The following is a 23684-nucleotide window of genomic DNA, read 5'->3' as shown; positions in this document are numbered from 1 at the left end:
ACTTATGCACGCCCTCAATCCGTCCAAAATTCGCGCCGCTGCACACCGTGCAATGGCTCTCGCCGCTCTACACGCCAACTCCAGTCTTGCTACACGTCTCGCCCGCTACAACGACCACATGGCCAAAGCTCGCGCTCTCGAAGCCGCAGGCGGTGCCCAATGAACAGCGCCCTGAGCTTTGCCCTGCCCGAAGACATTCTCAGCGTCAGCCAGCGTGTAGGGGCCGGTGTACCGATTGACGCCATCGCCTGCGCGATTGAGCGCGCCGACTCGGTGCTGACGTTACTCGAGGACCACTTTGAAGGTGAGTCGCGCCTCTCTAACCGTGTTATCGCCGCCGTCATTTGGGATGTTCGCGGCACTCTTGGCCTGATCAAAACCCTTGCCATGCACGGCGATAACACTTCTGTCCCAGCGGATCAGAAAGGCGGTTCGCTATGAGCGCATTGACCACGATTGGCCGTACGGATTTTTCATTCGCAAACGCCCGCGGTTTGAAGCTATTCCGGGTGAACCCGGGCATTCCGGTCGAAGACGCGCTAGAGATCGCTTCCCAACTCCAAGAGCACGTTAACCAGCTCAGTCGCGATGCAGCTATGAGCGATCAAGGCGAGCGCTTTAGTTGGCCTGCCTTGTACTTGGGTGAAATGGCAAAAGCACTGCTCGATGACGTGACTGACACGCTGTTCCTGTCGAGGGCCGACACATGAGCCAGCGCCAGAACAGTAAAGTGAAGCGTCCGAGCTTCGCCGACATAAAAGCCGCCTCGCTGAAGGACATTGAACGTGTCCTCGCGTACTGGTTGCCCAACGGAAAGCGTGTGGACGGTGGCAAGGAATACACCGCTCCCAATCCGACTCGCATTGACAAGCGCGCCGGCTCGCTCAAGATTAATTTGAACAAAGGCACTTGGGCTGACTTCGCTACTGGAGACAAGGGTGGCGACCTGATTGATTTAGTCCGCTACTTGGACGGCGGCACCGATGTCGAGGCGTGCGCGAAGCTAACCGAACTGCTGAGCGTAAGTGTCGGTGCAGCGCAATCAGCTATCGCTCAAGGCAAAACCAAAGCGCCAACATGGACCGCTATACAGCCGATCCCGGCCGACGCTATGAAACGTTGCCCGGTCCGCCATCGAGAACACGGCGCCCCTTCGAAAGTCTGGATCTACCGTGACGCTACCGGTCAGCCACTCATGGCTCTTTACCGCTTTGATCTCGGTCCAGATGAAGACGGCAAGCCCAAAAAAGTCTTCGCACCACTGACTTGGTGCCAGCGCTCCAACAGCGAAACCACGCAATGGCGCTGGCAGGGATTGCCTGACCCGCGTCCGCTCCTGCGCCTAGAAGAATTGGCACTGCGCGATGCCGTACCTGTCGTGTTGTGCGAAGGCGAAAAAGCCGCCGACGCGGCGGGCGAACTGATGCCAGACTACGTGGCAACGTCCTGGCCGAACGGGTCCAACTCTTGGCACAAGGCCGATCTGACACCGCTCAAGGGGCGCTCGGTTGTGCTTTGGCCGGACAACGACAGCAGCGGCAAGTCGTGCATGGAAGAAGTCGCCAAAAAACTGCACGAGATCGGCGCCGAATCGGTCCGGTTTGTCGCGCTCAATGTGTTTAAACGCAAGCCCACTTTGAAGGATGATCGAGCAGCGTTTGCCAAAGGTGGCAAGTGGGACGACGGGGACGATGCCGCCGACGCGCTGGGTAAAGGTTGGACGGCAGCACACGTCGCCGAGCTAGAGCGCAGCGGTGAGTTTTTCGTCTCACTCGCCCACGAGCAATCCGACGAGCCTGCAGAGCCAAAAGCAGCAGTCAAACAACCGGCAAAATCGAAAACCGATTTGCTACCCGGTGGTTTTCGATTGGCCCCCGAAGGTGTGTTCTATACCGGCGATGATGGTGAGTCACGGCCTGTGTGCTCCTCCTTGGAGATCCTCGCCCGTACTCGGGACGACAAGGGCCACAACTGGGGTCTGCTGGTTGAGTTCGACGACCCGGACGGCGCTAAAAAACGTTGGAACATTCCTGCTCGCAACATGACCGGCGACTTCGGCAAAGACGTATTAGGGCCGCTGGTGGATATGGGATTGCGCTTGCCTGGAACGCGCTCCGGTCGCAATGCGCGCAACGATCTTCAAAGTTACCTGCAAGGGTTCGACAGCAACGAGCGGGCACGCTTGGTCACTCGCCTTGGATGGCATGGACCTGCATACCTGCTGCCTGATCAGCAGATCGGCAACAGCCATGAGCATCTGTTCTTTTGTGATTCCGGCGCGCAGCTTCCTCCCATAAGCGAGGCCGGCACATTGGAGCAATGGCAACAGCAGATCGGCGCGCTTTGCGTTGGGAATCACCGCTTGGCGTTTGTCGCCAGCGTGGCCTTTGCCGGACCGCTTTTGCATTTGCTGGGGCATGAATCAGGTGGCTTTCATCTATACGGAGACAGCTCCGGCGGTAAGACGACACACCTGCAAGTTGCCGCCTCGGTCTATGGCGGACCGCGACTGGTCCGGTCCTGGCGCTCGACGGATAACGCATTGGAGTCGATTGCCGCCGCGCATTCGGACGGCGTTCTGGTACTCGACGAAATCGGTATGTGCGATCCGCGCATTATCGGTGAAACGGTGTACATGCTCGGCAACGGCACGGGTAAAGCGCGCGCCAATGATCGAGGGCAAGCAGGCCGTCAGGTGCAAGAGTGGCGCTTGCTATTTCTCTCGACCGGCGAAAAGACACTGGCGCAGCACATGGCCGATGCGAACAAAGAGCTAAAGGCAGGGATGGAAATCCGCATGCTGGCGGTGCCTGCGGATGCGAGCAAAGGGCTGGGCATGTTCGACGTGCTGAACGGGTTCGAAGACGCCGCCGCCCTGTCGGACGCACTCAAAGCACGAGTGGGCAAATACTACGGTACACCGCTTACCGCGTTCCTGTCAGCGCTGTGCAAGCCCGGTGAAATGCTCGGCTGGACAGCCATGCTGGGGCGCACGGTGGAGCGCTTCATCGCCAAGGCTCTTCCTGCTTCCGCCAGCGGTCAAGCGCATCGTGCCGCTGCTCGCTTTGGTCTTGCCGCTGCCGCAGGTGAACTCGCGACGGCGCTCGGTGTAACAGGCTGGCCGGAGGGCACCGCGACCACAGCGGCGCAAGTTTGCCTGAATGCTTGGCTCGAGGAACGCGGTGGCGCCGGGAACATGGAAGGTGACGCCATCGTGAGTCGATTGCAGCAAGTCATCGAGCGATTCGGTGAAAGCCGCTTCACCCGCTGGGACGGTCTTGCCGCCAAAACCGACGATCACGCACCACGGACCACCGACCGACTCGGCTTCCGGCGCACAGTTGAACACGGTATGGGCGACGGCGTTTACACGCTAGTCACCTACTACTTCCTGCCCACCGCGTGGAGGGCCGAAGTGTTCAAAGGCATGAGCCTCACCTTGGTCAACCGGGAACTGATCGAGCGCGGGATTCTGGAAGCAAGTGCAGAAGGACGTGCTGCGCAATCGGTGCGACTCCCGGGGCTCGCCAAAACGAGAGCGTACGTGGTGCATGCCAACGCGCTCCTCTCCTCTGAAACCGAAGCCGCGTGAAGTATTGCTGGATCGAGGAGAGCTGCCGGCCGCTTCGGGTCTGGCCTGCCCGGAATCCAATCGAACGAATATCAAAATCTGAAATGGAAGACTTCTAATGAGCGACTACCAAAAGCAAATCAAGCAACACCAAATCGAGATGGAACAACTCGAAAAGCAGCTGCCGAAACTCACTACAGCGGCCAAGGAAGCAAAGAGCTTCTATGCACATACGCGCCACAATCGAGCGCCATACCCACATGACGTGATCAATGCTCTCAGCAACGCGAAATCCGAAATAGCTCGCCATGCTTCCGAGATCAGACGGCTGCAAACGTTGGTCGATTGGGAAGACGGAATTCGATCTGCCGGTAGCAACATTAAAAAGGCACAGAAAGAAATCAGCCAGGTGCAGAACGATCTGCGAAAGCAGCAAGACAAACGCGCCAAGCTTTCGAGCAAACTCGAAAGACTGGAAGAAGAGAAACGTACTGAAATTGAAAAGGCTCAATACATCGAAAAACAAGCGGCAGCGAGCTACTCCGTAGCGTTGAGCGATGGGGATGACGCGGAAGAACAACGAGCGGAAAAGGCGCTCAGACAAGCCTCAGAGGCGCTTGCTGAGGCAACCCGTGACAAGCGGGGCATTGCATCTGCAACGCAAGCTTTGAAAGATGAAGTGGAGAAGCTCGAAGCATCCATTGCAGAGAGTAACCAGACCTTGAAAGATCTGCGACACCAGCAGCTACGTGCAGCACGGTTCATGTGGGCCGACCGCCTAGACAAGGCAGCTCAGGACTTCGCCGCCATCGCAGCGCACCTGCACGCGACGGAAAAGGCGATGGGGCGTTCGAGCTCCCTGACTGACCTCTACGTGCCATTGCATGTACCGTTCGGACCGAGCTCAATCAATGTAGATACGGTCACTGAGAAGGCAGGTGCAATCTCCATTGAGCAACTGATCGCCGCCTGATTGCCCGCGTCGCGACTATCAGTCGTGACGCTCCTCCCCCTAAACCGGAACATCACTCGCGGAACACCAAACGTGTTCCGCGTAACTGGTGTTCCGGTTTATCGCATTTGGTGTTCCACCTCTGAAAGCCTTTATTTACTTGGCGTCTAGCGTTTCTGGAACACATGGAACACATGGAACACCGCGTTTTCGCTACCTATGGATTAGCCCCTCGCCCCTTTTCACGGCGTGAACCTTCAGCGCGAACGGACGCGACAGATCGCTCCAGACCCGCCGATCTGATGTGTCCGACTCCTCTCAGGCGAAGGAGTCGTACGGTCAGATTTTACGGGTCCTCCCTAAGGGGCCCCCCCTATACGGGTTATCAGACTCGCAGATTCTCTCTAGCTGAAGTACAACGCTGGATGTCCGTCTTATTACTGCACATCCAAAATATTAGTTGACGATAATCCCTCAGAAGTCAATGAGCACTCAGAACCAGCGAAGATTCAGCTTTAGAACACGCACTTAAAAGATCCGGCTCAAGTTCAACGATGGCTTTCAGACTATTTAATAAAAGCACGGATTGCTCGCCTGCCTCTACTTCATATGCAATCTCTGTTAACCAATCACCAAAAAAATCGGACCACTGCTGAAAGTCCTGAATCGATGCGGCAGAAATAAGAGCTATCCTAAGCTCATCCGTTCCCGATAGAGTTGTATCTTCCCGTCTTCTTGTCACACGACTCAATACCCTAACCTCATCGGCCAGCTCTTTACTTCTAGTCACAGCAGCAACGGTAGCCAAACCGCTTATCAACGCGAAGAAATTACTGCCCCCCTTAGACTGCTCAAGTTGATATTTTACTTTTCTAAGTGCGCTAGCAGCGAGACGTGCATGATCCATTGTAATATTAAAAATCAGCGAACTATTAACTAATGAATTGAAAGAATCTACGTTGACGCTGTCAGATGTCAGCTGGTTTTCCAAATTCCTCAAAACCTCCTCCGGCATGGGAAGTGAGGATGCAAGTCCGCCTTCAAGAGGACCTGGGAGAAAGGATTCAGGAAATTTCAGCAGTTTACTGGCCCCTCTAGCATCGACCTCTAACAAATCCGAAAACTCTGGTAACGTGAGATGCTCGTAACTTTTTTTCAACGCATTTGCGACCCTGCATAACATTTCAAATTTCAACTGCGCTGGCGACACAAATTCCGGCTGCCACCGTGGTTCCAATCTCATATCCAAAAGTGATCTCATAAAAAAATCCAAACCCCTATTTTCATACACCCAGGTTTTGAATTTCACTGGCATGCCACCGCTAGCCAAATAAACTCTTTCAATACTGGATGCATGGGCTATAGCGGCCAGACGCACCCAAAAGGGGGGTTTATCCTTAAAGATTTTAATCCTAGACAACTCACCTATCACCAAAACCACAAGAGACGAAATGAACGAAAATCTTCCGCCCTGCTCGAGCGGACTGTCATGAATTAAATCGGAGATTAGCGCCAATAAACAGGTCTGTATTTGCGGCCACTCTTTGACTTTCTCGAAACCTAACTCTAGTATCCCAACCTTTGAAAAGACATCCCCTTCGCTCCTAACATACTCCAACACAGAACAAAAATTCTCTGCACTGAACGTGCTCAAATCAATATCAGAAATGAGCTGTGAATGACTAGAAAGGAGCAGTGCACATTTCAATCCCTTCACATGATTCCAACCCATAAGCTGGGACACAAAAACGTTTGTCTCTTGAATGTAATTAGAAAGACTATCGACTTGCCCCAGCGGCCCCACTAACGCCTCATAATATTCAATCTCACGAGGAACAAGGTCCAAAATACTGCAATCTTCACTGTGCAACTTCACGGCTAAGGACTCCGCAAATCGCGTCGGAGTCAATGAAAGATCTTTCCATAGATCATCAATACTACTTGTGCTTAAAGGTGCAGCAGATAGCTTGTTTCTCCAACCCTCAAACACTGTGCCATTAAAATTATTTAACTCAGCTTCTTTGTCAAACTGAGAAACTCGAATATCAGCGCAAGGTGACAGTGGCCAAAAGTAAGGGAGCTTAGCCCTTCTTTCGCCACAAGCTAGCAAAGTAAACTTACCGCCACTATCAGATTCAACACTAAGTTCCCACTCGTCACCGTCCACGTCCTTCGCCGTCGACTTAGAACCAGGAGTCGACAAAATTATGGAAACAGCGTCAAACAAATTTTTACTATCAAATGAAACCGCAGAATCGCCAAACGTGATACGAGAGGTAGTTTCGACACCAAACCGCTGAATAAACGATGGATCGTCTAAAAGGGAATTACTGATAATCTCGGGAAACAGGCTCAACGCCACTTCAAGCATCAACGAGGCATTGTCAGTGTTCATCGCCCACCTCTTTATCAAGATGTTTGCTGAGTACATCCTCAATGACCTTAGTCGCCTGCTCTAATAAACTGCTAAAAATCGGAGAACCTTCCTCTCTTAGCCGTCCCAGTATAATTTTCTCCATCCAATCGGAGTAATTTTTACGAACGGTAGGAGACTCTTGATTTGGGAGAACCATAAGAGCCATTAGCTGCGCTTCAAATTGAGCATCTACATCCAGGCCCGCAGCCGAAAAACGATGAGCCCACTTCCTTATATCTAATAACCCAAAAAGCCAATTTGAGCGAGGTATGGATACATTCAAATCACAACCCTCAAACCAGAGTGACTTCATCACAGCATAACTTTCTTGGAAGATAGCGAATAACCACGGAAATTCTTTTGGCAGCTGTAAAGAATCCGACATTGCAATCCTGTGCACCGCTTCCCTGATAGCTATTAAGCCTGCATTCTCTACTATTCTGCCGTCGACTATTTTTGATTGGAGTAAATGATGATGAAGTTCGAATGAATCTACTGAAACTAGTGACATTCCCATCCTGCGCATCTGAGTCTTCAGCTCCGAAACTTGAACATCTGTCAGCAACGCTCGCAGTGAAAGAATGTGCAGTATATCGACTGTCGTTAAAACCTGACGTGAGTCGTCCCCCTCCCCAAATACAAGGAATTTATTAATATATCTATCATCAGATACGATCGCATCTGCGAGGCTCGTCAACTTCAGTGCATCCAGACAAGGATGATCACGCATGGAGTTATCACTTTCGTCTTCAGATCCACGAGTAAGCGGGCCAACCTGTATCTTCCCAGAGGAAATTCCATCCCTAAGTCTTAATCTGAGATTTTCAAGCACGGCACTCGAGGCCAACGACTGCTTTTCATAGCTAATAAGTTCGTCAGATTCTGAAACCTCACGCGACGAAACGAAAACGGTCAAGCCGGACCTGGAGAGTTTCGGCAGCAATTTCAGGTGTTGAAAGTAGGAAACTGCAAGATCATCCAGATACAAATGCGCAGCATCATCTATCTGAGGCGCCTGAGGCCATAACTGCTCTCGTGAAGAGAGAAACTCTTTTGAAACTTGAGCCTCTATAGATGTTAACACTCCACGCTCTACTAATTTGTCGATAACCGCTTGGCAGTTACATATGCAAGCAGAGTAAGTCGATAGGTCTGCGACTTCCAGCAAAAGACTGCCGATCCGATGTACAGGGCCGGGATGGATCACTACACGTTGTGGAGTTCCATTCTCTGTCGGTGCAATTGCAGCAGCTAACATAGTCGCTAAACCCTCTCCAACTTCAGATGAGATTGCAACAGCAGCTTTCATCGTAGTTTCAAAAGGTCTAAGGGAACCAGCAGCCATCAACTGTCTAAGTTCGTGTGCCTCTCGGACTTTACTTGGCTGATGAAACGACAAGCTATTTTTTTCATCGAATAGCCATTTTAGTGTCCCATGAACTATCACAATACAACTGAAAGAGTGAAAGACTAAATCCAGCACTCCAACTAACTCAAGAGTCAACAGAGCGGTTACATCTAAAGCGATCCGATCAGGACTCGCTTTCACTAAGGGTCTGAAGCCCGAAAATGAATATATTACGGTTCGTTTCCTTGCATCAATTTGCTGCAAGTTGTTAAGGGCGGGAGCAAGATAGAAATTCAGGAGATTCTTATTATGGAGCTTAGCAGCTACAAATATTGGCAAATCTCCTTCAACCATTTTCTTGTACGCTTGTCTAGTCTGCTCCTCCCAACCCGGTTGCCTGTCCATTATTTCCTGAAGCGACATTGTAAGCACCGGGCCTTCTGTACTCGATAACTCACTCGCAGCCTGCATCCATCCAAAAGCTGAATCTCCATCTTCCCAGCCACACTCAGTGGAAATCCCATAACAAGCAATTAGTATTTTTGGATCATTCTCGCCCTTTCGTGCAGCCTCGAACACCAGTTCTTTTAGCCGAGGTGAAGCTATCAATTGAGCAAGCTTTGCCGTACGGATCAAGTCCATAGCTGAGCGGGTTTCTCGCGCGCTCCACTCTTCTTCCACCGTAACCTGAAGTGACTCCCAATCACCCGAGGCTATTGCAATACTAATTGTGAGACCTCTTTGATCGTCGTTTTTAAAATTGCTTTTAAGCTGCTGAAGCGCTTCACGAGCTTCAATGAAGAGACCTTTCTCATAAAGTCCCAAACATCGTATTTTTTGCAGTTCTTCTGACAATTTTAGAAAAAAAGGATATTCAGTGAAAAACTCTAAAACCTCATCCACCTTTCCAGCGTTATAAAGAGTTCTCGCATAACACTGCGCATCTTTCGTATCTCGGGTAAGAGAGAATATTTCGCGAGCATAGCGCACCAACCTAATCCAGTCTCTTTGATCCTCTAGCTCTGACACCAGATTACGCAAGTCTGTAATAGAACTACTCGACTCATACATAGCAATTCGCTGCGAGATCACGTCAGAGTCTAACGTTTCGAAAACTATCCTTTCGATTCTTTTCTGTTCAAGATCTGTCAGTCCGACTTCTGTCAACTTTACAAGCCTTTCTTCCGCAGCGCTTTTTTTCCCAGATCGGACCAACATTTCAATTTCTAGAAAAGCAATTGTTTTATAGTTTATATGCTCTTCCAGTTGCGCCCTATGACGATCAATATAATGAACAACCGCCTTTGGACTACTCTGCCTGAGGGCTAATGCAAACCGTGCGACTGCGGCATCGGATGACTTCCCCCCACTTAAAGCCGTTCTTCGTTCAATTTCGCGCTCAACGGATACAACATCGATATTTATGCCAAACTGGATAGCGAGGGGAACTCGCCTCAGAGACACATCTCGATCACTCATACTTTTCTCAAGTTCTACGCGAGCTGCCTCAAACTCATCCTCATCTCTAAGGGCTAACCACAAGACACTATCAGTTGCGATTTCCGCAATAGATTGTAGATTCAAATTATCCGCATAGCGGGCAAGTTTTTCAAAAAAACTTTTTGACCGCTGTCTATATTTTATTGCCTGTTGGTCTGCCGCCAGTGGAAAGGTCCGAGCGTCAAAAGGGGGGCTTTGAAATACTAATGTTCTGAGTTCTATCGGAACTGCTTGTGCTAGGTAAACAAGAGCAGACAGATATGCGAGAGCAGGAGCGCACTCGTAATCAGCTTCGGAAAGCTCATCCACAACTTCTAAAGCCTTATCCCAACTGTCTATTTCAATAAAACTTTGAACTAAAAAAAATTTTCCATCGGCGTCTAGCTCGCTCAGATCAATCTCTGAGCTATCAAACCATTTCAATGCCTCAAATGCTCCTCTTGCGTTGCGCACAAGAATAAATGCAGCGGACCTTGCACTCTGAGTTTCCAGTTCATCCAATAGTGCTAAAGCGGACGGTAAATCCCCATCCTTCCCTTCAATAAAAGCTTGTGCAACTATCGTTTCACTTGACGCATCTGCGCAACCTATTTCCTTTAATAGTGAGCGTGCATATTGAATATCCGAGACAGATATAAAGCGGACACACCAGCTTAAGATCCGTGCTTTATTCGAGGCGGAGACGTCAACCAACTCCCCCGCCTGCAAACTTTCGACCAGTTTTTTCGAATGCGATTCTGATTTATACTCTGCAAACAGCCTACACTTCTTAACAACCTCGAATCTTTGATCGGCCTCACCATCGAGGACGGCAGACGTACCATTCACAACTGCCCGCTTCGAAAAAATCCGCTCTACAGAACTTACGACTTTATTCACATCTTCTATTGCTTTGGCATGACCATCAGCTTTATCAACCAGTATTTCGAGAATACCTTCCTGGGCCAGCAGACTCTTTTCGATTTCAGAATTTTTATGTTGGCGTTCAAAATCCCTACCGACAAACTCGCTAATATGAATATAAATTTCTGATGACCTGCTGGCAGGTTTCGATATTTGGATGTGGTCTGCATCGATGGGAACAGGTATAGCATTTACACCTGGATCAGAGCTATCCGGCAGCACTATATGGCCTAGAAACGCGGGCAATCTTACACCGAATATACTTATCGACCTAGTTTCGGTTAGAACTAGGTTTTCTAAGTTGCTTTCAACGCAAAATCTTCTATACCAGTTATTTAGATCTCTGAGATTCGGATCGTTGCGTTCAAGAGCTCGCGTTGATGAGGAGCGTCTAAAAATAGGGCCCAACAACTTCGATAGCTGCGACAAGCCCGCTCCAAAATGCGGAGTTCCCAGAAACACCACCCGCCTAACACGATGTAAAAAAGACTTAGCCTTGGGGTTGTTACTTTCATCCCTATCGGCACTTCTCAACAATTGTTTTATTACGAGCCCTCCGAGACTATGCCCTATGAGGACCAGATTACCGTCAAAGAGCCGGCGTTCGGACAGAATTAGAGGTAAAACATTTTCTGCCCGATCAGGTAGGTGCATACTTCCACCGCGCCAAGCAGTCGATGACGACTCGTAGCCTACACTCCAAATGCCGACGTTAGTTAAATCTTCGCCTAACCAGCGAGGCCATAGCTCAATCGGAGTGCCACCGGAGAGCCATGTCTTCTCTTTATCACCATCCAAACCATGAAAGAAAAGTACATGTGTAGTTACTCCTTCATAGCTATCCGACAACTCTAGTAACTCTGCCAGATCATCCTCCAGTGCTCAAACTGAACTAATAAGCAAGCTTTACGGCAGCCGATCTTGATTAGCTGCTGGTGACCTTTTGATAGGATTCGGGTACGTTTTCGGCGTTACTATCAATGATTTACTTTTTTCATAATCGTAGCAGGTCATCTGCCGCAGGCAGGCGAAAAAACGACTAATTTCTCACCTGGCACGGATTAGACAGCACCATTTGGTTACGCGCAGCTTTGCCAGCTAGACTAACCTGAAACTCTCCACCTCCGACAAGGTCGAGTTTTTTTATTCAAGCATTCACTCGAATGCCGTCAACTGAGACGCTCCACACACTGCCTCTCGACTGCCTCCCTAAAAACATCGATTGTCGCGGCATCGGCATCGGCATTGACTTGATTGAGATCAAGTCCACACGACACACTCAGCACCCTACTATTCACACTTTTTTGAGAATCACTCTAGGAAGCGCTATAAGCTGGAAAAGCAAACGGCATACCTGCAAGCCGCAGGTAAAGATCCCATATGCGAAGCAGGTTTAAACTTGTATCCCTACCTGTATCCCTATTAAAATAATCTCGCTAAAGGCCCTATACGGTATAGGATGTTCGAGTCTCCCTCGGGCACCAAAATTAGAAAAGGTCTTGCTTAGCAAGGCCTTTTTTTTTCGTCTGTCGGAAAGTGCCGCTGGCCCTCCGGCGAGATCTCACACAGGTTCACCCCCATGGAAACGTCACTGGAAACCGTCGCCCTGTTCTCCCTGAAACTCGCGTACGAGGAAGAAGGCCTGAGCCCGATTCTGCGGGATGACATGGTCATGGGCGACTATCAGAAAGACGTGTTCGAATTGCTGGTGCGCCGGGGTGATGTCGAGACGATCCAGTTCAAGATGAACGAGTGCCTGGCGCTGGCGATGGATGCGTTGGGTGGCGTCGAGAAACCGTTGGGGCGGGAACTGCACAAGTTGTCGACCGACTTCAGTCAGGCGCAGTCGCTGGAGCAGCTGGATCAGCCGCTCCTCGCGCTCAAGGGTTATTTGAAGGACATTCTTTAAGCTACGCAGATGAAGAAAGTGGCGCGAAGCTTCTATTTTGATATCTTGCCGCCCACTCGCTAGAGTCCGGTCAACCGCCTCTGTTATCGCGCACTCGGGAATTAACCAAAATGGATGCTGTGTTGTGCTTGCTGGTGATGGCTGGAACTTGGTTGTGGGTGGTGAAGCAACGGGGTGAGTGGAACCTGTTGCTTGCCAACTTTGCCGGCGCCGGAAGTGGCGTGGTTACCGGCATTGTGTTCACGCTGATTTACGACGCAGTCATTGGTACGTCAATGGCGACACCCAACCTGCATCGCAGTCTGGTGGTGTTCATCACCAGCGCGGGCGTTCTGGCGGGGGTATGGCTGTGGATTGCCAATCGTCGCCAACCCGAACATCCGGTTGCACGTCAGTTGCTCGGCGCGGTGTGTGGCTTGGTCGCCGGCATGGCGACCCTGCTGTTTCTGGCGGTGAATTATTTCCCCCAGACGTGACTGGACGGCGTGGCTGTTTTGCGGTCAGCGCCGAGCCTTCAACACCCGAATCTCAGTAGGAAACCCATCCGCCCCCACCAGTTTCTTCCAGCCCACATACTGAAACTCGCCCCGCTCATCGATGTAATCACCCTTCTCAACCGACCTGCCACCGACAATCGCCACGCGCTTTTCCTCGCCACACCCGCCATCCGACGGCCGCACGGTGTAGATCACATACGGCTTCACATATTGCGTGGCACGAAAGTATTGGCCGCAGACTTCATCGACGGTAATCATCATGGTTTTCAGGCGCGCTTCGCCGTCCATGTCTTCGTGAAGTTTGAGGAAGGAGATTTCGCCGACATCGCTGTAGCCGAGTGAACGGGCGCGTTGGTATTCGGGGGAGTTCTGGTGGGCGATCCGGCCTTGCTCGGCGGCCTGGTTCATTCTGTCGGCGAACTCGGCTTTGCCACGGGCAATCATCGCATCGGCCTCGGCCGCCACGTTTTCGCATTGAGCGAATTCCCCGGAGGCGAGGTATTGGGGAGGCAGGTTTGGGCGGTGCTCATTCATGCTCCCCTGGCTGTTCTCCAGATCGCCCATCACCTCAAAGGCGCCGGGCACGCGACCGCTCTGGACGTCGGCCATTTTTTCCTGCATGCGCTGACAATTGGCGAGGTAATACTTCCAGCTGTTTTCCGGGTGCTCTTTCCAGGCGGCGAATGCCGGGGTCATGGCGCTGGCGAAGGTGATTGCACACAGCAGACGCAGAGCAGGGGCGACTTTTGACATGAGTAGTCCATTACAGGAATCAGGAAAGTGGCGCGAAGCTACTATTTTGCTATCTTGCCGTCCAGTGTCGGCCCGGGAGCCATGGGCCTGACGAAACTGATTCAAAAGGAGGGGTGCGATGGATGCAGCGTTTTGTCTTTTAGCCTGGGTGACCATGTGGGTGTGGGTGGTCAAACATCGTGGCACCTGGAACCTGTTCCTCGCCAACCTGCTGGGCGCTGCCAGCGGCATGCTGGTAGGTCTGGTGGTCTCGGAGTTCTACATCGGTCTGTTCGGGTCGAGCCGTCCGCACGTAACCGGTCTGACGACCACATTGCTGGAAATGATGACGACCGCCGCGGCGCTGGTCGGCGTATGGATGCTGGTCGCCCGACGCTCGCAAGTCGAGCCCCTGATTGCGCGGCAGCTGCTGGCAGGCCTTTGCGGCACAGTGGCCGGCATTACCGCTCTGGCGTTTTTTGCGCTCAAGTGATCTGTATCGACACGGCGTGTGAAGGTTCTTGTGGCGCCAGAAATCTATTTTGATATCTTGCCGCCCATCTTTCAGTGCTCGTTATCGGAACGGCGCTGATATCCGGCTTCAGCAGGTTTAAGGAAAGGATCGAATGGAGTTTCTGCGTTTTCTGGCATTTGTCGCGGCCTGGGGTTTCATGTGGCGCTGGGTAGTGAAAAACCGCGGCAGCTGGAATCTGTTTTACGCCAACCTGGTCGGTGTCGCGGGCGGTTTCATTGTTTCGATGGTGGTGCTGGCGATCACTTTTTCATTGTTCCCGTCGGCGCATCGCTACGACGCCGCGCAGACTGAAAACGTCGTGGCACAGCGGGAAGCCGAGCCGACCTCGCTGCTGCCGGAAGCCGAGGCGGTTGCAAGCCCTGCTTCACTGAAAGACGCGCCGGTGTTCGCCGCTATCGAGCCGGACAACACGCCCTCTCCAGCGGACTCCGCGTTGCTGCCGAATTACGCCAGTCGCGCGCCGAAGACGATGTCGGTGCAAACCGTGATCGACCAGAGTGACGATGAGGGGCGTAAGGCCCTGAGAGTGCTGAGCAAAAAATTGCGCGCCGACGCGCAGGGCGACAAGTCGATGCTCGCGTATGTCATGTGCAGCCCGTTCGTGACCAGCACCTTGCGCTTCCCCGCGTCTGCCCGGTTTGCCGACAGCAAAAGCCTGACGCCGCAACGCTTCAAGGATCAGGTCTACACCTTCAGCAACACCGTCACCGCGCGGAACATGAATGGAGACGACGTGACGTACCGCTTCGACTGCTCCGTACAGGAACAGCCGAGAGTCGACGCGACACCTGCCGAATGGCGCCTGTTGGCGCTGAAGCTGGAAAAAGCGGGCTCTTAAGCCTGGTTTAAGGGTTCGAGGCGCCGGCTGCGCTATCATCGCCGGCCTGTGCGCCTTGAGCTTTTCCCCCGATGCCTCCGACACCTGATGACCTGAGCCCGTTGCCTGCTGTTCTGGCCGGGCCACTGCTGCGCCGACTGGAACCGACACGCTTAGTGTTTTGGCTGGTCGGCAGCCGCGAGCTGTCGTTGACCTTGCGCCTGCAAGGCGTAGGAGACATTCCACTGGATGCCGGGAAATGCGCGGTCATTCCGGTAGGCAACCGGGCATTTGTTCACCTGATCGATGTCCCCCTCGAGACGGCCCTGCCCTGCGACACCCGCATCGACTACGACCTGTTGATCGATGGCCAGCAACCGATCGCCGATTGGGCGCCACACCTGCTCTACGACAACGCCACCAGCCCGAACTTCGTCCTGCGTTCGCGCATCGACCAGTTGCTCCACGGTTCCTGCCGCAAGCCTCATCATCCGGCCACCGACGGTCTGCTCTGCGTTGATCGGTTGCTGGCCGCCGAAACCGATCCGCAGCAACGTCCCGCCCTGTTGATGATGAGCGGCGATCAGGTTTACGCCGACGATGTTGCCGGTCCGATGTTGCGGGCGATTCATGCCCTGATCGATCGCCTCGGTCTGTTCGGTGAGCACCTCGAAGGCGCGGTGGTCAGCGACAGCGCCAAACTCTACGAACACCCGGCCAGCTACTACCATCGTGCAGATCTGCTGCCGGCACTCGAAAGCAACGAGACATTGCGCGAGCGCTTCTTCGGCGGTGCGCGCAAGCCGATTTTTACCAGCAGCAGCGCCGACAATCACCTTGTGACGTTCGCCGAAGTCATGGCCATGTATTTGCTGGTGTGGTCGCCAACGCCCTGGACACTGGTCAATCCGCAGCCGCCGGCACTGACGCCGGAACGCCTCAAGCGCTATGCCCTCGAACAGACCCGCATCGACGAGTTCAAGGCCGGCCTCGGCCAGGTGGCCCGGGCACTGGCGCATCTGCCGAGCCTCATGATTTTCGACGACCATGACATCACCGATGACTGGAACCTGTCCGCGCAATGGGAGGAAACGGCCTACGGCCACCCGTTCTCCAAACGCATCATCGGCAACGCGCTGATCGCCTACATGTTGTGTCAGGGCTGGGGCAACAATCCGGATGCATTCAGCGCAGTACTGGAGAAAACCCGAGGCCTGAGCGCCAGCGGTGACGACCGCTATCTCGACGCTCCCGCGCAGGACGAATTGATTGAGGATTTGCTGCGCTTTCAGCAATGGCATTTCGTATTGCCGACCAGCCCGGCGCTGGTGGTGCTCGACACTCGCACCCGACGCTGGCGCAGCGAAATGGCGCTCAAGCAACCGTCGGGCCTGCTGGACTGGGAAGCCTTGAGCGAACTGCAGCAGGAACTGCTCGACCACCCTTCGGCGATCATCGTTTCGCCGGCACCGATCTTCGGTGTGAAGCTGATCGAAACCGTGCAGCGAGTATTCAGCTGGTGCGGTTATCCACTGCTGGTGGACGCAGAAAACTGGATGGCCCATCGCGGCGCAGCCCAAGTGATCCTGAACATTTTCCGACACTCGCGTACACCGGGCAGCTACGTGGTGCTGTCAGGCGACGTGCATTATTCCTTCGTCTACGAAGTCCTGATCCGACACCGCAAGGCCGGCCCGCGCATCTGGCAGATCACCAGCAGCGGCATCAAAAACGAGTTCCCGCCCACCCTGCTGGAATGGTTCGACCGCCTAAATCGCTGGCTCTACTCACCGCGTTCGCCCCTCAACTGGCTCACCAAACGCCGCCGCATGCGCATCGTCCCGTACGTGCCGGAACACGCCGAAGCGGGTGAACGGCTGTGGAATTCGGCGGGGATTGGTCAGGTGTTTTTCAATCAACAGGGGCAGCCGAACGACATCATCCAGCACAACGCGAACGGCGCACCGAAGACCCGGATGCTGGCACCGGATTTGTCGGACTACCCTGATTAGAAAAATCTCACGTAGAGAGTGAGAGGGATGGCAGGCTCGTCGGAATCAGCTTACAGAAGACCCAGAAACGTCTCGATGAGACTTCGGTGATACTCAGCACACCGCAGGCAGCCCGTCTGTGGCACAACCACGGGTAGGAATCGCCTTGTCGCCCTGTACTCATTTCTGAACGTTCTTTGTATCAAGCGAGGTGTGAGATGGACACTATCGACTACACCACAGCTCGTGCGCACTTGGCTGAAACCATGGAACGCGTGAATGAAGACTGCGCCCCATTGTTGGTAACCCGTCAAAAAGGCGAGCCTGTAGTCATGATGTCTCTGGCCGAATACAACGCGCTGGAAGAAACGGCTTATCTGCTGCGTTCTCCGGCCAATGCCGAGCGCTTGATCAAATCGATTGGCGAAATGCGCGCTGGAAAAGCCAAAGTCAGGCAGCTGTTCGAAGAATAAAAATCCAGTTCACGCCAACGGGCTGGGAAGACTACTTATGGTTTCAACAAAACGATAAGGCCGGTCTCAAACGAATCAATCTTCTGATCAAAGCGATCCAGCGCCAACCCTTTGAAGGCTTGGGTAAACCGGAGCCGCTCAAGCACAACATGAGCGGCTTCTGGTCACGGCGGATAACTGCCGAGCATCGCCTGGTCTATGCAATCGTAGACGGCGAAATCTGCCTCATAACTTGCAGATTTCACTACTGACCGGGGGATGAGACAAGGCTCAGGGAACGGCCAACTCCTCTGACAATCATCCCCACCTCCCGCTCATCAATCGTCAGCGGCGGCAGCAGCCGGATCGTCTTGCCGCGAGTGACGTTGATCAGCAGTCCATGATCCCGCGCGGCAATCAGTGTCAGGTCGCGGATCGGCTGTTTGAGTTCGATGCCGATCATCAGCCCTTGCCCGCGAATCGCCAGCACATTCGGATTGTCCGTCAGCTCTGCACGCAAGCGGGTCAGCAGGCGCTCGCCTTGGACCCTGGCATTTTCCAGCAGGCCTTGTTCCTCAATGATCTCGAGCACGGTGCAACCCACCCGGCACGCCAGTGGATTGCCGCCGAAAGTGCTGCCATGGCTGCCGGGGGTGAACAGATCGGCCGCCCGGCCCCGTGCCAGGCAGGCGCCGATAGGCACGCCGTTGCCCAGTCCCTTGGCGAGGGTCATGACGTCGGGAACGATGCCTTCGTGCTGGAACGCAAACCAGCGGCCGGTGCGGCCGATGCCGGTCTGGATTTCGTCGAGCATCAGCAGCCAGGCGTGGCGATCGCACAATTCACGCAGGGCCTTGAGGTAGCCGGGCGGCGCGAGTTGCACGCCGCTTTCACCCTGGATCGGCTCCACCAGAATCGCCACGATCCGCTGGCCATGTTTGCGCTGCACCTGTTCCAGCGCCTGAAGATCGCCAAACGGCACTTTGACGAAATCCCCCGGCAAGTCATTGAAGCCCAGGCGCACCGCCGGGCCATCGCTGGCGGACAAGGTGCCGAGGGTACGGCCATGAAATGCGTTGGCCATCACCACCACCAGCGGCTGTTCGATACCTTTGCGCCAGCAGTACAGGCGCGCCAGTTTCAGCGCGGTTTCGTTGGCCTCGGCACCGGAGTTGTTGAAAAACGCCCGCTCCATCCCCGCCAGCCGCGTCAGCTTCTGCGCCAGCGATTGTTGCCAGTCGATGCTGTAGAGATTGGAGGTGTGCAGCAGCAATCCCGCCTGCTCGCTGATCGCCGACACGATGCGCGGGTGCGAGTGACCGACATTGGTCACCGCCACGCCTGCCACTGCGTCCAGATATTCCCGGCCCGCCTGATCCCAGAGTCGGGTGCCCAGGCCTTTGATGAAGCTCAAGTCCAGCGGTTGATAGGTGTTCATCAGGGCGGCGGTCATGTCGGCAAACTCCAGCGAGGTGAGAGGTGCTGGCAGTATGGTTATCCACCTGAACTGGATAAACTCGGCAAAACTTCAATCATTTAAAAGCCGGGCTTGATAATGGATTTGTTCCAGTCGATGAGCGTGTACGTCAAGGTGGTGGAGTCCGGCAGCATGACGGCGGCCGCGCTGCAGTGCGAAATGTCCACGACCATGGTGGGCAATCACCTGCGGGCGCTGGAGCAACGGCTCGGCGTGCAACTGTTGCAACGCACCACCCGCCGCCAGCGGCTGACCGAGTTCGGCAGCGTCTACTATCAGCGCTGCCTGGAGGTGTTAGGTCTGGTCGCCGACTCCGAACGCCTCGCCGAGCAGACGCTTGATGAACCGCGCGGCATTCTGCGGGTTACTGCGCCGCTGACCTTTGGCGTTGAACGTCTGGCCCCGGCGCTCAGTGAGTTTTCCCTGCAATGTCCGCAGGTCAAACTCGACGTGATCCTGACCAACCGCCGTCCGGATTTGCTGGAAAGCGGTCTCGACGTGGCCTTCCGACTGGGCCACTTCGACCAGTCCAACCTGATCGCCCGCCCGCTGATCGACTACACCCTGACCGTCTGCGCCTCCCCGGAATACGTGGCCCGACGCGGCATGCCGCTCACGCCTGAGGAACTGCGCCAGCACGACTGCCTGTCGTTCGCCTACCCTGCCGGTGACGACTGGCAATCGGTGGAAAAACAGTGGCGCCTTAGCGGCCCGGACGGAGAAATCATGGTCGACGTCAAAGGCCCGATGCTGATCAACAGCTCCGCCGGCCTGCATCAGGCCGCGCGCACCGGCATGGGCATCGTGATGCTGCCGGACGCGCTGGTGGAACAGGACCTGCGCGATGGCAGACTGGTGGTTGTGATGCCGGACTACCAGCCGCCGAACCGCCCGATGCACCTGCTCTACGCGCCGGATCGCTACCGGCTGCCGAAACTGCGTCGCTTCGTCGAGTTCGCCATGCAGATGTGGGGCAGACCGTAAGCAACGCGACTACTGTTGGAAACACACCAGGGACGGGATCAACGAATGAACAAGGACATTTCAATACGCGACCTCCTGCCGACGGAAGTCGAGGCCGCAAGGCAGTTTCTGGGGCGGCACGGCTGGGGTCATCGCACCGGCACCGCCGAACATTTCGCACAACTCATCCAGAACTCCCAACGCACTGCCGTTGCATTGAGCGGCCAGCAGGTTGTCGGTTTCGCCCGTGCCATCACCGATGGTTTGTCCAACGGTTACCTGTCGATGGTCGTGGTCGACGGGCAACACCGGCGCGCGGGAATCGGGCGGGCGCTGGTCGAACATGTGATAGGCGATAACACCGACATTACATGGGTTCTGCGTGCCGGGCGCGAAGGTGCTGAAGCGTTTTTTGCCAGCCTGGGGTTTGAAACGTCGGTGATCGCGATGGAGCGTTTGCGGCTGAAATAGCCGACGGTTACTGTGACCCCGACTATGCTCCACCCTCCTCCTTTTCCAGCATGGATGCTGCGCAATGCTCACGATTCTGCAAAACACTCCGATACGGGTTTACCTGATTTTTCTGCTGGTGGTTTATTTCGGCATCAAGTCGTTTTCTCCCCGACGCGAGAGTCGTGTCTCGATGCTGATAACGCCCCCGGCGTTTTTGGCATGGTCGCTGTACTCACTGAACCTGACGATCAACCCGGGCGTGTTTTTCAGCACCTGGTTCGCCGCGCTGTTGCTGGGCAGCCTGTCGGCTTGGCTGGTATTCTCCCGCCGGGGCGTGGTGCTCGACGACTCCGCGACAGGCCTGATCATGCCGGGCACGGCAAAAATCCTGATCATGTACCTGATGTTCTTTTCTGCGAACTACTACTTCAATTATCAGCATGACGTGCATCCGGAGCGTTTCGCGTCCCCGGACCTGCTGTTGCTCAAGTCGATTATTTCGGGGTTCTTGTGCGGCCTGATCAGCACCCGCTCGTTGAAGCTCTACTGGACACTGCGTGCTCTGGCGTCCGAGCGGTTGCCGAGGAATGTCGTCGCCAATGAATAAGGCACAGCGCTCGCGGTGCCAGGTCGCTCAACACAAATCATCCGGATAAATAATCGGCACCACCGGCCCCTTGCTCCGTGACAACGCTGCCGCGCTCCCCTAAATTAGTCGGCCTGAAAAAGCCCCCAGCGCTTTCTCGTCTCATCTCAAGTTAAAAAAGTAGTGAAATTTCAATGTCCGATTTCAACACCGCTGAATCCGTAGTCACTCTGTCGTCCAAAGCGGAATACGAAAACTCCATCAATCTTTCACAACACATCCCACAGGCGAAGATCATCAGCGAGATGGTGCTGGACGCGTTCCAGTCGAGCCGCGAAAGCGATCAGATCCGCGAACTGCGCGCCGCGATCCGTCAGGCCCACGACCGCTTCGATGACGACCAGGCCTATGAGCTGATGGGCGAACTCAAGCGCCTGAAGGACGCCGAAGCCGCCGACATCGCCGCCCTCGAAGATCTGAGCAGCAAATTCCCGATCAGCCGCATCCTGTCCAGCTTCAAGGACGATCCGGCGTTCCAGGAAATCGTCTATGGCCTGGCCCTCAAGGTTCTGAACCAGACCCACCAGGCGATCAGCAACCCGAGCGGCGGCAAGAGCAAGGCCGCACGCGCCAAGAAAGACGTTGAAGTGTTCAGCATCAGCAAGGACGGCATCAGCGTGACCCTGCCAATGCGCACACCGCGCTCGCGCCTGAGCGTAGATCGCGAGGCACTGGAATTCCTCGGCTTCACCTTCGTCGGTGAAGGCGACGATGCGGAAATCGAAGGCGAAACCTTCGTCGACAACGCCGGCACCGAGCACGCGATCAACCGCAAGAACATCATCACCGCGCTGCAACAGCAGACCGCGTTCGACGGTTACAGCATCGCCGCCCAGTAATACCGGCGCTGACGAAAAAGCCCCGCTCTGAACTTCAGGCGGGGCTTTTTGTTGTCCGCAGATTGGCGGTTATGCCGATGGGTGCACGGCGGCAATCATGTCGACTTCGATGGCTGCGTTTTTCGGCAACTGATAGACACCGACGGTGGTGCGGGTATGGCGCCCGACATCGCCCAACACATAACTGAATACGTCCGATGCACCGTTGGCGACTTCGCTGAGGTCGACGAAATCCGGCGTGGACTTCACGTACACCGTGACCCGCAACAACGACCGGACCTTGTCCAGCGAACCGACTGCATCGACGATAAAGGCCAGACACCGCATCGCGCTGATACTCGCCGCGGCCTGCGCATCCTTGAGCGTCAACTCCTGCCCCACCCGCCCCGGATACTGAATCTTGCCCTCGGTGCGCGGCACCATGCCGCTGATGTAGATCTCATCGCGATGACGGATCAACGGCGCGTAATTGCCACCCACCGTGTTCTCGCCATTGATGTCGTAGTTCAGCTCTTTTGCCAGGGCAATGAATCGCTCGTCGCAGGTCATCCTCTCAGTCATTTCGCCCAGCCTCTAGATCGATGCATGTAGTTGGATCCGAATCTAGGACTTTTGCCTACCGACCGCAACCTGTCGATTTCTAGCTAGTCGTTTCGGGGGAATGGCTGATTACGCCACCCTTTTGGGAGAGAGTCTGTTCGCGACAAAGGACGTCGTTTCTCCATCAACCGAGCAACAAAAAACCCCGCTCATCTCTCGATGAACGGGGTTTCTCGTACAACGTTCGAACCTTACGGCGCGTACGTCAGCAGCAGCTCGGTCGGCACCTTGAAGTCCAGGGACATCATGACGCTCAACGCGGTGATGGTGAAGATCGAGAACACGAACAGCTTGCGTGCCCAGACCGTGTCATCCACCGCCTTGTAGCCGGCCCAGGCCATGTACAGCCAGTACATGCCCATGGCCGCGGCGACGGCGAGGTAGCTCATGCCGGCGTAACCGCTGAAGGTCAGCATCAAGGTCGCCACGAGGAAGGCCAGGATGTAGATCAGGATGTGCTTCTTGGCCACCTGGATCCCGCGCTTCACTGGCAGCACCGGAATCGATGCGGCCAGGTAATCGTTGAAGCGGAAGATCGCGATGGCGTAGGAATGCGGCATCTGCCACAGGCTGAACATCACCAGCAGGGTCAGCGCGGCCATGTCGAAGCTGTTGGTCACGGCCACGTAACCGATCACCGGCGGCATGGCACCCGACAGACTGCCCACCAGCGTGCCGTGAACCGACTTGCGCTTGAGGTACAGGCTGTAGAAGCCGACGTAGATGATGAAGCCGATCACGGCGAACAGGGCAGCCAACGGGTTGGCCACCTTGTACAGCAACGCAACGCCGGCGACACCCAGGACGGTCGCATAGACCAGGGCCAGTTTCAGGGAGATCAAGCCCTGGACCAGCACCCGGTTCTTGGTGCGTTCCATCTTCAGGTCGATGTCGCGGTCGATGCAGTTGTTGAACACGCAACCGGAGGCCACAACCAGGGAAGTGCCGATCATGGCTGCCAGAAACACGGCCAGATCGACATGCCCTTTCGAGGCCAGGAAGAACCCGCCTGCCACAGAAAGCACGTTACCGAAAATGATCCCCGGTTTGGTGATTTGGATAAAGTGCTTGAGCGACATCGGG

At 54.6% G+C, this 23684-nt stretch carries 21 protein-coding genes; 15 read left to right on the top strand and 6 right to left on the bottom strand.

Annotated elements, in window-relative coordinates:
- The first annotated feature begins 159 nt into the window (after nt 1-159).
- The 4 genes from L6D82_RS25480 to L6D82_RS25465 all read left to right on the top strand — a co-directional run bounded on the left by L6D82_RS25480 (nt 160) and on the right by L6D82_RS25465 (nt 4544).
- Nucleotides 160-441: a hypothetical protein gene (locus L6D82_RS25480; protein WP_097086151.1), complete on the top strand. Its 282-nt coding sequence runs from the start codon at nt 160-162 to the stop codon at nt 439-441.
- Nucleotides 438-710 carry a DUF3077 domain-containing protein gene (locus tag L6D82_RS25475; RefSeq protein WP_236191901.1) on the top strand — a complete coding sequence of 91 codons (273 nt, stop codon included), beginning with the start codon at nt 438-440 and terminating at the stop codon, nt 708-710. Before L6D82_RS25480 ends, L6D82_RS25475 begins: the two co-directional genes overlap by 4 nt.
- Entirely contained in the window at nt 707-3592 is a 2886-nt protein-coding gene (locus L6D82_RS25470; protein ID WP_236191900.1) for a DUF927 domain-containing protein, read from the top strand. Before L6D82_RS25475 ends, L6D82_RS25470 begins: the two co-directional genes overlap by 4 nt.
- A 97-nt stretch (nt 3593-3689) precedes the next feature.
- Nucleotides 3690-4544 (top strand): hypothetical protein, encoded by an 855-nt coding sequence (locus L6D82_RS25465; protein ID WP_236191899.1) that lies wholly within the window; start codon nt 3690-3692, stop codon nt 4542-4544.
- Between the two features lie 460 nt (nt 4545-5004).
- Here L6D82_RS25465 and L6D82_RS25460 read toward each other — a convergent pair whose 3' ends face one another.
- A complete protein-coding gene (locus L6D82_RS25460; RefSeq protein WP_236191898.1) occupies nt 5005-6918 on the bottom strand; it encodes a hypothetical protein in 1914 nt (637 codons plus the stop codon).
- On the bottom strand, nt 6908-10912 hold the full coding sequence (locus tag L6D82_RS25455) for an HTH domain-containing protein (RefSeq protein WP_236191897.1): 4005 nt from the start codon (nt 10910-10912) through the stop codon (nt 6908-6910). Before L6D82_RS25455 ends, L6D82_RS25460 begins: the two co-directional genes overlap by 11 nt.
- A gap of 1357 nt (nt 10913-12269) precedes the next feature.
- On the opposite strand from L6D82_RS25455, the gene L6D82_RS25450 reads away from it, so the two are divergent.
- Both L6D82_RS25450 and L6D82_RS25445 read left to right on the top strand, forming a co-directional pair.
- Entirely contained in the window at nt 12270-12599 is a 330-nt protein-coding gene (locus tag L6D82_RS25450) for a hypothetical protein (protein ID WP_007956700.1), read from the top strand.
- 110 nt (nt 12600-12709) lie between these two features.
- Entirely contained in the window at nt 12710-13075 is a 366-nt protein-coding gene (locus L6D82_RS25445; RefSeq protein ID WP_134020477.1) for a hypothetical protein, read from the top strand.
- 24 nt (nt 13076-13099) lie between these two features.
- Here the strand turns inward: L6D82_RS25445 and L6D82_RS25440 are convergent, their stop codons facing one another.
- Complete coding sequence (locus L6D82_RS25440) at nt 13100-13849, bottom strand: hypothetical protein (RefSeq protein WP_085745328.1); 750 nt, start codon at nt 13847-13849, stop codon at nt 13100-13102.
- A gap of 118 nt (nt 13850-13967) precedes the next feature.
- Between L6D82_RS25440 and L6D82_RS25435 the strand changes: the two genes are divergently transcribed.
- The 5 genes from L6D82_RS25435 (at nt 13968) to L6D82_RS25415 (ending at nt 17895) form a co-directional block, all read left to right on the top strand.
- Nucleotides 13968-14321 (top strand): hypothetical protein, encoded by a 354-nt coding sequence (locus tag L6D82_RS25435; protein ID WP_085745329.1) that lies wholly within the window; start codon nt 13968-13970, stop codon nt 14319-14321.
- A 133-nt stretch (nt 14322-14454) separates the two neighbouring features.
- On the top strand, nt 14455-15201 hold the full coding sequence (locus L6D82_RS25430) for a hypothetical protein (protein WP_236191896.1): 747 nt from the start codon (nt 14455-14457) through the stop codon (nt 15199-15201).
- Between the two features lie 71 nt (nt 15202-15272).
- Entirely contained in the window at nt 15273-17192 is a 1920-nt protein-coding gene (locus tag L6D82_RS25425) for an alkaline phosphatase D family protein (RefSeq protein ID WP_236191895.1), read from the top strand.
- 197 nt (nt 17193-17389) lie between these two features.
- On the top strand, nt 17390-17644 hold the full coding sequence (locus L6D82_RS25420) for a type II toxin-antitoxin system prevent-host-death family antitoxin (RefSeq protein ID WP_236191894.1): 255 nt from the start codon (nt 17390-17392) through the stop codon (nt 17642-17644).
- Entirely contained in the window at nt 17641-17895 is a 255-nt protein-coding gene (locus L6D82_RS25415; protein WP_236191919.1) for a Txe/YoeB family addiction module toxin, read from the top strand. The genes L6D82_RS25420 and L6D82_RS25415 overlap by 4 nt, the downstream gene beginning before the upstream one ends.
- Here the strand turns inward: L6D82_RS25415 and L6D82_RS25410 are convergent.
- A complete protein-coding gene (locus L6D82_RS25410; protein WP_236191893.1) occupies nt 17889-19076 on the bottom strand; it encodes an aspartate aminotransferase family protein in 1188 nt (395 codons plus the stop codon). The two genes, L6D82_RS25415 and L6D82_RS25410, sit on opposite strands and share 7 nt — an antisense overlap.
- Nucleotides 19077-19178: 102 nt before the next feature.
- On the opposite strand from L6D82_RS25410, the gene L6D82_RS25405 reads away from it, so the two are divergent.
- The 4 genes from L6D82_RS25405 to L6D82_RS25390 all read left to right on the top strand — a co-directional run bounded on the left by L6D82_RS25405 (nt 19179) and on the right by L6D82_RS25390 (nt 22001).
- The gene (locus L6D82_RS25405) at nt 19179-20084 is read left to right on the top strand and encodes a LysR family transcriptional regulator (protein WP_007956710.1); all 906 of its coding nucleotides are present in this window, start codon (nt 19179-19181) and stop codon (nt 20082-20084) included.
- 45 nt (nt 20085-20129) lie between these two features.
- Nucleotides 20130-20534: a GNAT family N-acetyltransferase gene (locus L6D82_RS25400; RefSeq protein ID WP_236191892.1), complete on the top strand. Its 405-nt coding sequence runs from the start codon at nt 20130-20132 to the stop codon at nt 20532-20534.
- A gap of 64 nt (nt 20535-20598) precedes the next feature.
- Nucleotides 20599-21123, top strand: coding sequence for a hypothetical protein (locus L6D82_RS25395; RefSeq protein WP_236191891.1), 525 nt, complete (start codon nt 20599-20601; stop codon nt 21121-21123).
- A 173-nt stretch (nt 21124-21296) separates the two neighbouring features.
- Nucleotides 21297-22001, top strand: a complete 705-nt coding sequence (locus L6D82_RS25390) for a hypothetical protein (RefSeq protein ID WP_102688213.1) — start codon at nt 21297-21299, stop codon at nt 21999-22001.
- A gap of 69 nt (nt 22002-22070) precedes the next feature.
- Here L6D82_RS25390 and L6D82_RS25385 read toward each other — a convergent pair whose 3' ends face one another.
- Both L6D82_RS25385 and cyoE read right to left on the bottom strand, forming a co-directional pair.
- Nucleotides 22071-22562, bottom strand: a complete 492-nt coding sequence (locus L6D82_RS25385; protein WP_011335841.1) for a RidA family protein — start codon at nt 22560-22562, stop codon at nt 22071-22073.
- 230 nt (nt 22563-22792) lie between these two features.
- Complete coding sequence (cyoE, locus tag L6D82_RS25380) at nt 22793-23680, bottom strand: heme o synthase (RefSeq protein WP_236191890.1); 888 nt, start codon at nt 23678-23680, stop codon at nt 22793-22795.
- Nucleotides 23681-23684: the final 4 nt, after the last annotated feature.

Source organism: Pseudomonas paraglycinae (genome assembly GCF_021601625.1).
GTDB lineage: Bacteria > Pseudomonadota > Gammaproteobacteria > Pseudomonadales > Pseudomonadaceae > Aquipseudomonas > Aquipseudomonas paraglycinae.
This window is presented reverse-complemented; position numbering and strand designations above follow the sequence as displayed.

Bases quoted from the DNA above. Each gene is read 5' to 3' on its own strand.
- L6D82_RS25385 (WP_011335841.1), bottom strand. From the start codon at position 22,562: ATGACTGAGAGGATGACCTGCGACGAGCGATTCATTGCCCTGGCAAAA.
- L6D82_RS25475 (WP_236191901.1), top strand. From the start codon at position 438: ATGAGCGCATTGACCACGATTGGCCGTACGGATTTTTCATTCGCAAAC.
- L6D82_RS25410 (WP_236191893.1), bottom strand. From the start codon at position 19,076: ATGACCGCCGCCCTGATGAACACCTATCAACCGCTGGACTTGAGCTTC.
- L6D82_RS25440 (WP_085745328.1), bottom strand. From the start codon at position 13,849: ATGTCAAAAGTCGCCCCTGCTCTGCGTCTGCTGTGTGCAATCACCTTC.
- cyoE (WP_236191890.1), bottom strand. From the start codon at position 23,680: ATGTCGCTCAAGCACTTTATCCAAATCACCAAACCGGGGATCATTTTC.
- L6D82_RS25395 (WP_236191891.1), top strand. From the start codon at position 20,599: ATGCTCACGATTCTGCAAAACACTCCGATACGGGTTTACCTGATTTTT.
- L6D82_RS25465 (WP_236191899.1), top strand. From the start codon at position 3,690: ATGAGCGACTACCAAAAGCAAATCAAGCAACACCAAATCGAGATGGAA.
- L6D82_RS25420 (WP_236191894.1), top strand. From the start codon at position 17,390: ATGGACACTATCGACTACACCACAGCTCGTGCGCACTTGGCTGAAACC.
- L6D82_RS25405 (WP_007956710.1), top strand. From the start codon at position 19,179: ATGGATTTGTTCCAGTCGATGAGCGTGTACGTCAAGGTGGTGGAGTCC.
- L6D82_RS25400 (WP_236191892.1), top strand. From the start codon at position 20,130: ATGAACAAGGACATTTCAATACGCGACCTCCTGCCGACGGAAGTCGAG.
- L6D82_RS25430 (WP_236191896.1), top strand. From the start codon at position 14,455: ATGGAGTTTCTGCGTTTTCTGGCATTTGTCGCGGCCTGGGGTTTCATG.
- L6D82_RS25480 (WP_097086151.1), top strand. From the start codon at position 160: ATGAACAGCGCCCTGAGCTTTGCCCTGCCCGAAGACATTCTCAGCGTC.
- L6D82_RS25435 (WP_085745329.1), top strand. From the start codon at position 13,968: ATGGATGCAGCGTTTTGTCTTTTAGCCTGGGTGACCATGTGGGTGTGG.
- L6D82_RS25445 (WP_134020477.1), top strand. From the start codon at position 12,710: ATGGATGCTGTGTTGTGCTTGCTGGTGATGGCTGGAACTTGGTTGTGG.
- L6D82_RS25425 (WP_236191895.1), top strand. From the start codon at position 15,273: ATGCCTCCGACACCTGATGACCTGAGCCCGTTGCCTGCTGTTCTGGCC.
- L6D82_RS25460 (WP_236191898.1), bottom strand. From the start codon at position 6,918: ATGAACACTGACAATGCCTCGTTGATGCTTGAAGTGGCGTTGAGCCTG.
- L6D82_RS25390 (WP_102688213.1), top strand. From the start codon at position 21,297: ATGTCCGATTTCAACACCGCTGAATCCGTAGTCACTCTGTCGTCCAAA.
- L6D82_RS25450 (WP_007956700.1), top strand. From the start codon at position 12,270: ATGGAAACGTCACTGGAAACCGTCGCCCTGTTCTCCCTGAAACTCGCG.
- L6D82_RS25470 (WP_236191900.1), top strand. From the start codon at position 707: ATGAGCCAGCGCCAGAACAGTAAAGTGAAGCGTCCGAGCTTCGCCGAC.